Origin of the sequence: Arthrobacter sp. AB6 (assembly GCF_031844545.1) — a bacterium.
In the GTDB taxonomy this organism is placed as follows: Bacteria; Actinomycetota; Actinomycetes; order Actinomycetales; family Micrococcaceae; genus Arthrobacter.
In genome coordinates this window covers 1-13,504 of sequence record NZ_JAUZVL010000006.1, presented here as the reverse complement: position 1 = coordinate 13,504, position 13,504 = coordinate 1, and the positions used below count along the sequence as shown (strand labels likewise).

Genomic DNA, 13,504 nt, shown 5'->3' with positions numbered 1-13,504 from the left:
TAGAATCACTAGGGTGACTTACCCCGCAACAACCGGAGAATTCAGTGCTGCCCCGGGGCCCGGCCCCCGATATGAACGGTCCGCCGTGATCGACCTCGACGCCATCCGGCACAATGTCCGGCGCCTGGCCGCCGCCGCCTCCCCGGCGAAAGTCATGGCCGTGGTCAAGGCTGATGCGTACGGGCACGGTGCGGTTCCCGTGGCGCGGGCAGCGCTGGAGGCAGGTGCGGCCTGGCTGGGCGTGGCCCACATTTCGGAGGCCCTGGCGCTGCGCGCTGCCGGTATCGACGCGCCATTGCTCGCCTGGCTGCACACCACGGAAAGCAACTTCGGCGCTGCCGTGGCGGCCGGCGTCGACATTGGCTGCTCGGGCTGGGAGCTGGACAGCATCGTGGCCGCGGCCCGGGACCAGGAGCGCCCCGCCCGCATCCACCTGAAAGTGGACACCGGCCTGGGCCGGAACGGAGCCGCCCTGGACACCTGGGACCAGCTGGTGGGAGAGGCAATGGAGTACCAGGACCAGGGCCTGCTGCGCGTAGTGGGGATCTTCTCCCATCTTGCGGTCGCCGATGAGCCTGAGCGCCCCGAAACAGACCAGCAGCTGGCCACATTCCGGGAGGTCCTTGCCGTTGCGGAGGACGCCGGGGTGGACCCGGAGGTCCGGCACCTTGCCAATACCTCTGCCACGCTCTCCCGGCCGGACACCCACTTTGACCTGGTCCGGGTGGGCCTCGGAATTTACGGCCTCTCGCCTTTCAGCGGGCAGACCTCCGCCGAGCTGGGACTGCGCCCGGCGATGACCCTGCGGACCCTGGTCTCGCAGTGCAAGGACGTCCCGGACGGCCAGGGCGTCTCCTACGGCCTCCGCTACCACACCAGCGGCCCCAGCACGCTGGGTCTGATACCGATGGGTTATGCCGACGGCGTTCCGCGCGTCGCTACCGGCGGCCCGGTCCGGGTGGCAGGGACGACATATCCCGTGGTGGGCCGGATCGCGATGGACCAGATGGTCATCGACATGGGCGACGCCGGCCCCGCCGGTGCGGACCTGCTCGGTGCGGAGGCGGAACTCTTCGGCGACGGCGCGGACGGCGGACCCACCGCCGATGACTGGGCGCGGGCGGCCGGAACCATCAACTATGAGATCGTCACCAGGATCAGCCCCAGGGTGCCGCGTTGCTTCGTCAACGAAGGGGGCCCGGGCTCCGTGTCCAGCCAGGAGAAGCTCCCGTGATTACTAACGGCCAAGCTGCCCTGCCCAACTGGGAAGAAACCCTCACCGCGACGACGGCGGAACAGACCCATGCGCTCGCCGTCCGCCTGGCTGCGGTCCTGGAGGCCGGGGACCTGCTGGTGCTGAGCGGTGAGTTGGGTGCCGGAAAGACCACATTCACCCAGGGGCTGGGAGAGGGGCTGGGCGTCCGGGAGGGGGTCATTTCCCCTACCTTCGTCCTGGTCCGCATCCACCCCAACCTGCCGGAGGGCCCACGGCCCGGCGGCCCGGACCTGGTCCATGTGGATGCCTACCGGCTGGGGTCAGCAGCCGAGATTGACGACATCGACCTTGAAAACACCATGGACTCCTCCGTCACGGTGGTGGAGTGGGGCAAGAAGCGGGTGGAGCACCTCAGCGAAAGCAGGCTGGAGATCGACCTGCACCGGGCGATCGGGCTCGGCGCTGAGCTGCCCCCTGCCGGCCTGGACTTCGACACAGAGGACGCGGACGAGCCCCGCACCATCGTCATCCGCGGGTACGGTCCCCGCTGGCCTGAAGCGCCGGAACTCGGCGCCGTGAACGAAGGCGTCCGCTGATGCTGATCCTGGCCATTGATACCTCCGCCGTCGCCAGCGCCGCCCTGGTTTCAGACCATGTGCCGGAAGGCGTGCTCGCCAGCTTCTCCACCGAGGACACCCGCAGCCATGCCGAGGTACTTGCCCCGGGGATCGAAGAGATGCTCGCGGACGCAGGCGTTACCGGAAACGACATCGACGCCCTGGTGGTGGGGGTGGGTCCCGGGCCTTTCACGGGGCTGCGGTCCGGAATCGCCACGGCGAGGACCCTGGCCTTTGTCTGGGGCAAGCCCCTCCACGGGCTGATGAGCCTGGATGCCGTGGCCCTGGAAGTGGCGGAATCCTCGGCGGCTGTGAGCGAGTTCCTCGTGGCAACCGACGCGCGCCGCAAGGAGGTCTACTGGGCGCGCTACAGCCTCACGGAAGGCCAGCTTCCAGTCCTGGAAGACGGCCCGCATGTCAGCTTCGCCGCCGACCTGCCCCGCCTGCCCGCTTTCGGTGCCGGCGCCGGCCTTTACGCTGATGTACTGAACGTCCATCCCGACTTCGTGCAGGAACAGCCGGACGCCCTGTACCTGGGGCAGTTCGCGCTGGCCAGGCTCGCGGCCGGCAACGGACTTCTCGACTCCACGCCCCTGTACCTCCGGGAGTCCGACGCCCAGGTCCCCGGACCGAGGAAGAGGGCCCTGTGAGCGTTACGCCCGGATTCGGCAGCCTTGGTGTCACTGTCCGCGACATGACCCTGGACGACGTCCCCGCCGTGAATGCCCTGGAACAGCGGCTCTTCCCGGTGGATGCCTGGCCCCTGCAGATGTTCCTTGACGAACTGTCCCAGCCGGAAACCCGCCGTTACCTGGTGGCGCAAAGCAACGACGGCATCGTGGGCTACGCCGGCCTGATGTGCATTGAGCCCATCGCGGATGTCCAGACCATCGCCGTCGTCCCTGAATATGAGGGCCGGGGCATCGGCACCGCGCTGCTCACCAGCCTCATCGACGAAGCCCGGCGCAGGCAGGCGGCGGACGTCCTGCTGGAGGTCCGGGCGGACAACCCGCGGGCGCAGCAGCTGTATGTCCGGTTCGGCTTCGAACAGATCCACGTCCGCCCCCGGTATTACCGCGACGGCACCGACGCCCTCATCATGCGCCTCCAGCTCGCCGGAATCCCCGCGGCGGGCACTGGAGACGCGAATCCCGAGAAAGGACGCCAGCCATGAACCGCTCGCAGCCACTGGTGCTGGGCATCGAATCGTCCTGCGACGAGACCGGCGTCGGCGTGGTCCGCGGCACAACGCTTCTCACCAACACCGTGTCCTCCTCCATGGACGAGCACGTCCGGTTCGGCGGCGTCATTCCCGAGATCGCCTCCCGGGCCCACCTCGATGCCTTTGTTCCCACCCTGGAGCAGGCGCTTTCCGACGCCGGCGTGACCCTCGACGAGGTGGACGCCATCGCCGTCACGTCCGGTCCTGGCCTGGCCGGAGCCCTCATGGTGGGGGTTTGCGCGGCCAAGGCGCTGGCGGTGGCCACCGGCAAGCCCCTGTACGCCATCAACCACCTGGTGGCCCACGTGGGAGTGGGCTTGCTGGACGGGAATAACGCAGCCCGGGCCGGCAGCACAGCTCCGCGGCTGCCGGAGAACCTCGGCGCCCTGCTGGTCTCCGGGGGCCACACTGAAATCCTGAAAATCAACAGCATTACCGACGACGTGGTGCTCCTCGGCTCCACCATCGACGATGCCGCCGGCGAAGCGTATGACAAGGTGGCCCGCATCCTGGGCCTCGGCTATCCGGGCGGACCGGCCATCGACAAGGTGGCCCGCACCGGCAACCCGAAGACAATCCGGTTTCCCCGCGGCCTCAGCCAGCCCAAGTACATGGGAACGGCCGAGGAGCCCGGCCCGCACCGTTATGACTGGTCCTTCAGCGGCCTCAAGACGGCGGTGGCCCGCTGCGTGGAGCAGTTCGAGGCGCGCGGGGAGGTGATTCCCGTGGCCGACATTGCGGCCGCCTTCCAGGAGGCGGTGGTGGACATCATCTCTTCCAAGGCCGTGCTGGCCTGCCGTGAGCACGGCATCAAGGACGTGCTCCTGGGCGGCGGCGTGGCGGCTAACTCAAGGCTCCGCGAGCTCACCGGCCAGCGCTGCGCCTCCGCCGGAATCAGGCTGCATGTGCCGCCGCTGGACCTCTGCACGGACAACGGCGCCATGGTGGCGGCACTGGGCGCGCAGCTGGTGATGGCGGGAGTGGAACCAAGCGGCATCCGCTTCGCCCCGGACTCGTCCATGCCGGTCACCTCGGTTTCCCTTCCGGCGTAAGCCGCGGGAACGTCAGGCGGTGGGGCCGTTGCGCATCTGCTTCACCAGGTCCAGGACCACTGCCCTGAGGTCTCCGCCGTGTTCAGCGGCCACGCGGCGCTGGCGCTGGTAGCCGGCACCGCGGCGGATGATCTTTTCGACGTCGGCAAGCTCGTCCGGGCAGCCCAGCTTGGCGGCCACGGGCTCAAGCCGGTTCAGGGTCTCGAGCAGGTGCTCGGTGACCAGCTGCTCCTTGCCCGCGGCATCGAGGATGATGATGGCGTCCATGCCGTAACGGGCAGCGCGCCACTTGTTTTCCTGGATGTGCCAGGGCGGCATGGTGGGGATGGTGCCGCCGTTGTCCAGGGTCGTGGAGAACTCGTCCACCAGGCACTGGGTGAGCGCTGCGATGGCGCCCACTTCCTCCAGCGTGGCCAGGCCGTCGCAGATGCGCATCTCGATGGTGCCCAGGTTGGGCACCGGCCGGATGTCCCAGCGGATCTCCGAGAGGGTGTCGATCACGCCGGTGGTGAACATGTCCTGGACGTAGGACTCGTATTCCTCCCAGGAGCGGAACTGGAAGGGCAGGCCCGCGGTGGGGAGCTGCTGGAACATCAGCGCGCGCTGTGAAGCGTAGCCGGTGTCCTCGCCGCCCCAGAACGGGCTGGACGCGGAGAGCGCCTGGAAATGCGGGAAGTAGTTGACCAGGCCGTCCAGCACGGGCAGGGCCTTGTCCCGGCGGTCCAGTCCCACGTGGACGTGCACACCGTAGATGACCATCTGCCGGCCCCACCACTGGGTGCGGTCGATCAGCTTGGCATAGCGGGCCTTGTCCGTCACCGGCTGCAGCTGGGGCGGGCTGAACGGGTGGCTCCCGGCGCAGAACAGTTCCACGCCCATGGGATCGGTGATTTCGCGGACGGCAGCCAGGGAGCGGCTGAGGTCTTCCTTGGCTTCAGCGGCGGTCTCGCAGATGCCGGTCACCAGCTCAACGGTGTTCAGGAGCAGTTCCTGCTTGATATGGGGATGCTCGTCGTCATCATTGAGTTCCGGGTGTCGTGAAGCAACGCCGCGAAGCACCTCATTGGCCACGGACGCGAGTTCGCCTGTCCTGCCGTCCACCAGCGCGAGTTCCCATTCAACTCCCAGGGTTGACTGCCTTGAGGGGGCGAAATCGATCTTCACGCATGTCCTAACTGTCCTGTTTGCCGCTGGCTCACGCCGTCACTGACAGGCTGTTGCCGGCAGGCGAACGGATGATTCAAGTCTAGTGCAGGGGTAGCATCGTATTGATGGCCTTGTTCCAACACCTGCGTGACAGTCCTAACAAAACCTTCCCCTTCCTGGCGGCGGCCTCTGCCGCAGTAGCCCTGGCGTCCTGTACGGCCGCACCCGGCTCCGTCCCGTCGTCGTCGACCCCTTCTGCTCCAGCCTCGCCCACCGCATCGCCGAGTACGACGACGGCGCCCGCCACCTCCTCCCCGCCACCTGACCCGGGTGCCCTGCCGCTGGGCTGGGGTCCCCGGCAGCGCGACCACGACACGGCTGCCGCGGCGGTGGCGGCGATGACCACCGAGCAGAAAGCCGGGCAGGTCCTCCTTCCGTTCTTCAAGGGCAAGGAGGTGGAGGCCCACGCGGCCGCCATCGAGCGCCTGCACCTTGCCGGGTCCATCATCATGGGCGACAACGTTCCGCTCGATCCCCAGGGCAGGATGGATGTGCACGGCATGGCCGCCATCAACCAGCGGCTGGCCCAGGCTGCGGCCGCCGGCGGCCGGCCCTGGCCCGGGATCATCGCGGTGGACCAGGAAGGCGGCCAGGTTGCCAGGCTGGGGCCGCCCCTGACGGAATGGCCCACGCCCATGAGCTACGGTGCCGCCGGCAGCGCGCCCCTGGCCAAGGAAGCAGGGCAGGGGCTGGCGGCGGAGCTGGTGCCGCTGGGGTTCAACGTGGATTTCGCTCCCGATACGGACGTCACCATCGGCCCGAAGGATCCCACCATTGGTGCCCGGTCCATGGCCTCGGACCCGGGTGCTGCCGCTTCGCTCGGCGTCGCATTCTCCCAGGGGATGCTCGCCGCGGGCGTCCTGCCTGCGGTCAAGCACTTCCCCGGGCATGGTTCGGTGACCGTCGACTCCCACCTGAGCCTGCCCGTGCAGCCTGCGGCCGTTGCGGAGCTCAGCGGCCGCGACTGGAAGCCGTTTGGGGCAGCCATTGCCGCCGGTTCGCCCATGGTGATGACCGGGCACATCGCCGTGCCCGCGCTGGAACCCGGCGTCCCGGCGTCGCTCTCCGGACCCACGTATGCCGCGCTGCGGGGCCTGGGCTTCAAAGGGGTGGCGGTGACGGATGCCCTGAACATGGGCGCCGTGGCCAAGCAGTACACCAGCGGAACCGCCGCCGTGATGGCCCTTGCCGCCGGAGCGGACCTCCTGCTGATGCCCGCCGACGTGGGGCAGGCACACGCGGCCGTCGTCCAGGCCGTGGCCTCAGGCGCGCTGCCGCCTGAGCGCCTGGACGAGGCTGCCCGGCGGGTGGCCACGATGATGGCGTGGCACGGCCGGACCGCTGCGGCAACCGGTGCGCCGGCCGGTAGCGGAGGAGCACTCTCGGCCCGGGTTTCCGCCTCTGCCGTCACCATGGTCTCCGGACCGTGCAGCGGCCCGCTGGTGCCCGGAGCGGTGCGGGTGGCCGGCGGCGGGCCGGGGGACAGGGCCCGGTTTGAGGCCGCGGCCGTTCGGGCCGGTCTGTCCGTGGGCTCCGGGCCGCTGGTCAGCCTCATCGGCTACGGCGGGCGCGGGGCGGAAGGGGACATCGCCGTCGCACTTGATGCCCCCTGGCCGCTGCAGGACTCGCCCGCTCCCGTGAAGATTGCCCTCTATGGCCGCAGCGACGGCGCCTTCGACGCCCTGGCCGCCGTCCTGGCAGGGAAGGCGCCCGCCCCCGGGAAGCTGCCCGCCGGCGTCGGAAGCTTCCCGGCCGGCACCGGCTGCCCCTAGAACCCAACTAGGTAGCGCTAAGTGTCGTTTTGGGGGCTCAAAACGACACTTAGCGCTACCTAGTTGGGAGGGAGCGGGTTAAATGGTCAGGTGCCCATACTGAATAAAGACATGACCCTCTGCATCTCGCTCTCGGCCCGGCCCAGCAACAACGGGACCCGGTTCCACAACCACCTGTACGAGCAGCTGGACCTCAACTGGATCTACAAGGCCTTCGCCCCCACCAACCTTGAACAGGCCATCGCCGGAGTCCGCGGGCTGGGCATCCGCGGCTGCGCCATCTCCATGCCGTACAAGGAGGACGTGATCGCCCTGGTGGACGAGATGGACCCCTCCGCCACGGCCATCGACTCGGTGAACACCATCGTGAACACGGACGGGCACCTCAAGGCCTACAACACCGACTACACGGCCATCGAACAGCTTCTGGCCACCAACAAGGTGCCTACGGGCTATTCCGTCCTGGTCCAGGGCGCGGGCGGGATGGCCAAGGCCACTGTCGCCGCGCTTCGTGACGCCGGCTTTTCGGACGTTACAGTCCTGGCACGGAACGAAACCACGGGCCAGGCGCTGGCAGAACAGTACGGCTTCCAGTGGCGTGCCGAACTCGACCGCGGCGCCGCGGACCTGATCATCAACGTGACGCCGATTGGCATGGCGGGCGGATCCGAGGCAGGTGCCCTGGCTTTCCCGCAGGAAGCCATCGACGCCGCCAAAGTGGTGTTCGACGTGGTTGCGCTGCCCGCCGAGACACCGCTGGTCAAGGCGGCGCGGGCGGCGGGGAAACCCGTAATTACCGGTGCCGAAGTTGCAACCATCCAGGCCTTGGAGCAGTTTGTGCTTTACACCGGCATCCGGCCCACTGCCGGGCAGGTGCGCGCGGCAGAAGAGTTCATGCGCGCGCAGTAGCCGTTTCTTCGAGGGCAGTGCCCTGCACCGGCTCCACCACGATGGCCACCCGGTCCTCGCCAATACGGGTCAGGACCAGGGTGGCCGTTTTGGTCCCGGCCCTCTTGCCGGAATTCTTTCCGGCTGCGCCCTTCCCGCCGGGCAGCAACTGCTTGCGGAGCTCCTCAGGCGTGACGGCGGTGCCGCGCTTCTTGATGTCCAGGACGCCGATGCCCTCGGCCTTCACCCAGGCCTTGAGCGCCTTCACGTTGTAGGGCATCACGTTGAGGACCTTGTAGGGGCGCGCGAACGGGGTGTCCACCAGCTCCGGCGCGCACACATAGGCGATGTGCTCATCCACCAGGTGCCCGCCCAGTTGCAGTGCGATGTCGGCCACCAGTCCGGCCCGGATCACCGCGCCGTCCGGTTCGTACAGGTAGCCCTCCACCGGCCCCACCGGCGCGGCGGGACCTGCCCCGAAGTCTTCCCCGCTGGTCAGCTCCGCCGCGCCCTGGGCGCCAAGCACCAGTGCGGCCCGGCGGACTCCGGGCCGGCGCACCGCGTTGAACCACAGCGCCACCTCGGTGACATCGCCGGCCACCGAAACCCACTGTGCCTCACAGCCGGCAGGAACGGACGCGTGCGGCATGCCCGGGCCCATCTTGACCCCAACGGCCAGGCCGGACGCGGCCAGGCCCTCAACGAAGGACAACGGTGGCGAAAAGGCTTCAGGGTCCCAGATCCGCGTGGTGCCCGACGTCGAAGTGACGCGGCGCGCAGGATCTAGCCAGACGCCGTCGACCCCGTCCAGCGGCACCGCCGTGGCGTCCGCGTGGACCACGGTGGCGTTGGGGAACGGAATGAGGTTCACCGTGGCGCAGGCCGCCGTCGTCTCATCCATCTCCACGGCGGTGACCTTGATGTCCATGGAGGCCAGCGCCAGCGAGTCGGCGGCCAGGCCGCAGCCCAGGTCCGCCACGTGGCGGATGCCGGCCTCGGCGAACCGCTGGGCATGGCGGGCGGCAACGTTCAGCCGGGTTGCCTGTTCCAGCCCTGCCTGGGTGAACAGCATGCTGCGGGCGAACTCGCCGAACTTCGCGGCGGCCTTGGTGCGGAGCCGGGACTGGGTCAGGACGGCGGAAACCAGTTCGGGGGAGTGGCCGGCCTTGCGGAGGGCCGAGTTCAGCTCGAAGGATTTGTCTTCCTGGTAGGGGCCCAGGGACGCCAGGAGCTCCCAGCCTTCAGGGGTGAGCAGCGGTGCAATCTGGTCCTGGGGAGCGTGAGCCATGGGTTCCAGCCTAGTGGAGGAGCGGGCCGGCGCTATGCCGATAGGGTTGAAGCCATGAACCACAGTGCAGGTCCGCAGCAGTCCCGTCACCACCAACCCGGGGACGGCGGGCCGGCGAGGTTCGCCCGGCCGGCACTGATCGCCAGCTCCGTAGTGGCGGTGGTCTGCCTGGCGCTCCTGGTGATCATCTTTTTCCTGGATACCTTCAACGCCACGGTCTATTCGGTGGGCGGCAACGACATCAAGGACGACACCCAGGAGGCCCGGGATATCCGCGGGCTGTACGACGGAGCCCGCGCCGGCAGCGTCGTCTTCCTCGTCGCGTCGCTGCTGGCCGCCCTGGCCTCTGCCTTCTTCCTCTACCGGGGGCGGAATTTCGCAGGCGAGGCCGACGGCGGTGAGGACGTCGACTTCGACGACCTGGGCCGCTGAGGTGCCTTTCCGCCCGCACTGGTGAGCAGAACCCCGGAAATGACCAGGACGCCGCCCAGGATTTGCGGGACCGTGACGGGCTGCCCGAGAGCAACCGTGATGATGGCGGTGAACACGGCGATGAGGTTCAGGTAGTTGCCGGCGTTGGCTGCCGTGGTGTGCTTAAGGGCTAGGTTCCAGAGCAGGTAGGAACCCAGGGAGGGGAACAGGACGATGTAGGCCAGCGACCAGCCCTCGGAGGATGTGGCCGGGAGTCCAGCCCCGGTGGCCGCCGCAAAGGGAACCAGGACAACCGCCGCCATGGCCACCTGCACCGCCGTGGACGTAATGGCCGGGACGGAAAGCCTGCGGGCGGCGATCGTGTAGAAGCCCCAGACGGTGATGGCCGCGACGATCAGCCATTCGCCGGCATCGATCGAGAACGTCAGCAGCCGCTGCAGGTTGCCGCCGGCCAGGATCAGCAGGACCCCTGCCAGGCCCAGGGCAACGCCCACCCAGCTCAGGGGGCCCGGCCTGTCCCGGAGCAGGATGGCAGCCAGGATCATGATCAGGGCAGGGTTTGCCGCAGTCACCAGGGATGCATTCAGCGCCGAGGTGTGCCCCAGCGCACTGTAGAGCAGCAGGGTGTAGGCGCTCATGCCAAGGCAGCTCAGGAGAAGGAGCATCGGCCAGCGGCGCAGGACAGCGCGCCAGTCCGGCCTGTCCACCGCCTGCGCCAGGACCAGCAGCGGCACGGCAGCCAGGGCCCAGCGCCAGAAGGTCAGCTGAAGCGGCTGCATGGTTTCCATGGCGGCCTGGCCTACAACGAAGTTGCCTGCCCAGAAGAGGGTGGCAAGGGTCAGGTACAGGGCTGCTCGCACCGGTCAAATGTACATGGGTTGGTGTCCGCCCGTGACGAAACGCTGGCACTCGCCTTGACCGAGTGCTAACCCTTACATAGAGTCTTCATTAGCACTCTCCCTAGGAGGGTGCTAACACATGAAGAGCTGCCAGCCAGGCTGCTGCCGGCACCGCGACGACGGTTGCCAGCCACGGCGGAAAGCTTTCCAGTCCACGAATTTGCTGACGAAAAGGAGAGGTCCGAGTGTCGGTCTCTATTAAGCCTCTTGAGGATCGTATTGTTGTCCGCCCGCTCGAAGCCGAGCAGACCACGGCTTCCGGCCTGGTCATCCCGGACTCCGCGCAGGAGAAGCCGCAGGAAGGCGAAGTTGTTGCAGTAGGCCCCGGCCGCTTTGAAGACGGCAACCGCGTTCCTGTCGACGTAGCCGTTGGCGACGTCGTTATCTACTCCAAGTACGGCGGAACCGAAGTCAAGACCGGCGGCACCGAGTACCTCGTGCTGTCCGCCCGCGACGTCCTGGCGATCGTCGTAAAGTAACTCTCCGGATCCCCGTGCCGCTGGTCATGCATTCTGCTGGTCGGCTGCGCGGGGTTCTGTCTTGAAAGGACAAAACCATGGCAAAGCAGCTTGCGTTTAACGACGCTGCCCGCCGGTCTCTTGAAGCCGGCATCGATAAGCTCGCCAACACCGTCAAGGTGACGCTCGGCCCCCGCGGCCGCAACGTCGTCCTGGACAAGAAGTGGGGCGCTCCCACCATCACGAACGACGGCGTCACCATCGCCCGCGAAGTGGAGCTGGACGACCCCTACGAGAACCTTGGCGCGCAGCTGGCCAAGGAAGTGGCGACCAAGACCAACGATGTTGCCGGTGACGGCACCACCACGGCAACCGTCCTGGCCCAGGCCCTGGTCAAGGAAGGCCTGCGCAACGTAGCGGCAGGCGCAGCCCCCGGCCAGATCAAGCGGGGCATCGAGGTTTCCGTTGAAGCCGTCGCCGCCCGCCTGCTGGAGAACGCCCGCCCCGTTGAAGGCACCCAGGTGGCCAACGTTGCAGCTATCTCCGCCCAGAGCGACGAGGTTGGCGAGCTCCTCGCCGAGGCATTCGGCAAGGTCGGCAAGGATGGTGTGATCACCATCGAGGAATCCTCCACCACGCAGACCGAACTGGTCCTGACCGAGGGCATGCAGTTCGACAAGGGCTACCTGTCCCCGTACTTCGTCACGGACGCGGAACGCCAGGAAGCAATCCTCGAGGACGCCCTCATCCTGATCAACCAGGGCAAGATCTCCAGCATCCAGGAATTCCTGCCGTTGCTGGAGAAGGCGCTGCAGGCCGGCAAGCCGCTGTTCATCATTGCCGAGGACGTTGAGGGCGAGGCCCTGTCCACGCTGATCGTCAACCGCATCCGCGGCACGCTGAACGTCGTCGCCGTCAAGGCTCCCGGCTTCGGCGACCGCCGCAAGGCCATGCTGCAGGACATCGCCACCCTCACCGGCGCGCAGGTTGTCTCCCCGGAACTGGGCCTCAGCCTGGACACCGTCGGCCTTGAGGTGCTGGGTACCGCCCGCCGCATCACGGTCACCAAGGACAACACCACCATCGTTGACGGCGCAGGCTCGGCCGAAGACGTGGCAGCACGCGTGGCCCAGCTCCGCGCTGAGCTGACCCGCACCGATTCCGACTGGGACCGTGAAAAGCTCCAGGAGCGCCTGGCCAAGCTGGCCGGCGGCATCGGTGTCATCAAGGTGGGCGCAGCCACCGAGGTTGAGCTCAAGGAGAAGAAGCACCGCATCGAGGACGCTGTTTCCTCCACGCGCGCTGCCCTTGAAGAAGGTATCGTCGCCGGCGGTGGCTCGGCCCTGATCCACGCCCTGAAGGCACTGGATGAGGACCCGGCCGTCAAGGCACTCGAAGGCGACGCCGCCGCTGCCGTGGGCATTGTCCGCCGCGCGCTCGTCCAGCCGCTGCGCTGGATCGCCCAGAACGCCGGCTTCGATGGCTACGTCATCACCGCCAAGGTTGCCGAGCTCGAAACCAACAACGGCTTCAACGCCAAGTCGGGCGAGTACGAGGACCTGATCGCTGCCGGTGTCATCGACCCCGTCAAGGTCACCCGCGCTGCCCTCCGCAATGCAGCTTCCATCGCTGCCCTGGTTCTCACCACCGAGACCCTGGTTGTTGAGAAGCCTGCCGAGGAAGACGAGCACGCAGGCCACAGCCACTAGCAAGTAGCTGCGCACGGGGCAACCGTGTACGCGAAAAAACCGGTCCAGCATCCGCTGGGCCGGTTTTTTCGTCGGCGGGACGGCGGGAGCGGCGCGGACTTACGTGCCCGGCATGTCCTGCGTCTCAACGTCGCCCGCGCGCTCATAGACCAGCGACACCGCCCCCTTCGGGAAGCTGCGCGCCGGCTCCGCGAGGCGGAAGGACGCAGGGATCGTCCCGGCGTCGAACAGGCGCTTGCCCTGCCCGAGGGTTACCGGATAGAGCCAGAGGTGGAGGCGGTCCAGTACGTTTGCCGCGAGCAGCGAACGGATGAGGACGCCGCTGCCGAACATGTGCACCTGGTCGTATTCCTCCCGCAGCCGGCCCGCGGCCGTGGCATCCGGCAGGACTGTTGTGCCCGCCCAGCTCGGAGAGGCGAGGGCGCCGGAGACAACGTACTTCGGCACCCGGTTGAGCGTGCCCCCGATATCACCGGACTGGCGGGGCCAGTAGGAGGCGAAAATGTCGTAGGTTTTCCGGCCGAGAAGCAGGGCGTCGATCTGGCTGATCTCAGCCTCGATGGCCGCTTCAGCCTCGTCGTCGGAAACCGGCGCCTGCCAGCCGCCGAAGGCGAAGCCGCCCGCAGTGTCCTCCTCGCGGCCGCCGGGCGCCTGGTAGACGCCGTCGAGGGTGATGAACAGGTTGGCGATGATGATCCCCACCAGCCCATTTTGGGGCGGAGTTCCGGCCCTGTCCAGCATCCGC

The 13,504-nt window shown here is 67.8% G+C and carries 14 protein-coding genes; 10 read left to right on the top strand and 4 right to left on the bottom strand.

What is annotated here, in order from left to right:
* Positions 1–13 precede the first annotated feature (13 nt).
* From alr to tsaD, 5 genes are read left to right on the top strand one after another with little or no spacing between them, the layout of a single operon-like run.
* Positions 14–1,234, top strand: coding sequence for an alanine racemase (gene alr / locus Q9R30_RS06445; RefSeq protein ID WP_311217105.1), 1,221 nt, complete (start codon positions 14–16; stop codon positions 1,232–1,234).
* Positions 1,231–1,812 (top strand): tRNA (adenosine(37)-N6)-threonylcarbamoyltransferase complex ATPase subunit type 1 TsaE, encoded by a 582-nt coding sequence (gene tsaE, locus Q9R30_RS06440; protein ID WP_104998590.1) that lies wholly within the window; start codon positions 1,231–1,233, stop codon positions 1,810–1,812. The genes alr and tsaE overlap by 4 nt, the downstream gene beginning before the upstream one ends.
* Complete coding sequence (gene tsaB, locus Q9R30_RS06435) at positions 1,812–2,483, top strand: tRNA (adenosine(37)-N6)-threonylcarbamoyltransferase complex dimerization subunit type 1 TsaB (RefSeq protein WP_104998589.1); 672 nt, start codon at positions 1,812–1,814, stop codon at positions 2,481–2,483. The genes tsaE and tsaB overlap by 1 nt, the downstream gene beginning before the upstream one ends.
* Before the next feature lie 44 nt (positions 2,484–2,527).
* Entirely contained in the window at positions 2,528–3,007 is a 480-nt protein-coding gene (gene rimI, locus Q9R30_RS06430; protein WP_311217201.1) for a ribosomal protein S18-alanine N-acetyltransferase, read from the top strand.
* Positions 3,004–4,107 (top strand): tRNA (adenosine(37)-N6)-threonylcarbamoyltransferase complex transferase subunit TsaD, encoded by a 1,104-nt coding sequence (tsaD, locus tag Q9R30_RS06425; RefSeq protein ID WP_311217104.1) that lies wholly within the window; start codon positions 3,004–3,006, stop codon positions 4,105–4,107. Before rimI ends, tsaD begins: the two co-directional genes overlap by 4 nt.
* Positions 4,108–4,119: 12 nt before the next feature.
* On the opposite strand, the gene Q9R30_RS06420 is transcribed toward tsaD, so the two are convergent.
* Positions 4,120–5,271, bottom strand: coding sequence for a glutamate--cysteine ligase (locus Q9R30_RS06420; RefSeq protein ID WP_104998587.1), 1,152 nt, complete (start codon positions 5,269–5,271; stop codon positions 4,120–4,122).
* 380 nt (positions 5,272–5,651) lie between these two features.
* Between Q9R30_RS06420 and Q9R30_RS06415 the strand changes: the two genes are divergently transcribed.
* Both Q9R30_RS06415 and Q9R30_RS06410 read left to right on the top strand, forming a co-directional pair.
* On the top strand, positions 5,652–7,085 hold the full coding sequence (locus tag Q9R30_RS06415; RefSeq protein WP_311217200.1) for a glycoside hydrolase family 3 N-terminal domain-containing protein: 1,434 nt from the start codon (positions 5,652–5,654) through the stop codon (positions 7,083–7,085).
* A gap of 111 nt (positions 7,086–7,196) precedes the next feature.
* The gene (locus Q9R30_RS06410) at positions 7,197–7,994 is read left to right on the top strand and encodes a shikimate 5-dehydrogenase (RefSeq protein WP_104998585.1); all 798 of its coding nucleotides are present in this window, start codon (positions 7,197–7,199) and stop codon (positions 7,992–7,994) included.
* On the opposite strand, the gene Q9R30_RS06405 is transcribed toward Q9R30_RS06410, so the two are convergent.
* On the bottom strand, positions 7,978–9,261 hold the full coding sequence (locus Q9R30_RS06405) for a class I SAM-dependent methyltransferase (RefSeq protein WP_311217103.1): 1,284 nt from the start codon (positions 9,259–9,261) through the stop codon (positions 7,978–7,980). The two genes, Q9R30_RS06410 and Q9R30_RS06405, sit on opposite strands and share 17 nt — an antisense overlap.
* Positions 9,262–9,315: 54 nt before the next feature.
* Between Q9R30_RS06405 and Q9R30_RS06400 the strand changes: the two genes are divergently transcribed.
* Positions 9,316–9,693 (top strand): hypothetical protein, encoded by a 378-nt coding sequence (locus Q9R30_RS06400; protein ID WP_104998583.1) that lies wholly within the window; start codon positions 9,316–9,318, stop codon positions 9,691–9,693.
* Here Q9R30_RS06400 and Q9R30_RS06395 read toward each other — a convergent pair.
* The gene (locus Q9R30_RS06395) at positions 9,621–10,553 is read right to left on the bottom strand and encodes a DMT family transporter (protein ID WP_311217102.1); all 933 of its coding nucleotides are present in this window, start codon (positions 10,551–10,553) and stop codon (positions 9,621–9,623) included. The genes Q9R30_RS06400 and Q9R30_RS06395 overlap by 73 nt on opposite strands.
* A 224-nt stretch (positions 10,554–10,777) precedes the next feature.
* Here Q9R30_RS06395 and groES point away from each other — a divergent pair, with 224 nt between their 5' ends.
* Positions 10,778–11,071, top strand: a complete 294-nt coding sequence (groES, locus tag Q9R30_RS06390) for a co-chaperone GroES (protein WP_003805290.1) — start codon at positions 10,778–10,780, stop codon at positions 11,069–11,071.
* Between the two features lie 77 nt (positions 11,072–11,148).
* Complete coding sequence (groL, locus tag Q9R30_RS06385) at positions 11,149–12,759, top strand: chaperonin GroEL (RefSeq protein WP_104998581.1); 1,611 nt, start codon at positions 11,149–11,151, stop codon at positions 12,757–12,759.
* A gap of 99 nt (positions 12,760–12,858) precedes the next feature.
* On the opposite strand, the gene Q9R30_RS06380 is transcribed toward groL, so the two are convergent.
* Positions 12,859–13,461 carry a dihydrofolate reductase family protein gene (locus Q9R30_RS06380; protein WP_311217199.1) on the bottom strand — a complete coding sequence of 201 codons (603 nt, stop codon included), beginning with the start codon at positions 13,459–13,461 and terminating at the stop codon, positions 12,859–12,861.
* Positions 13,462–13,504 lie beyond the last annotated feature (43 nt).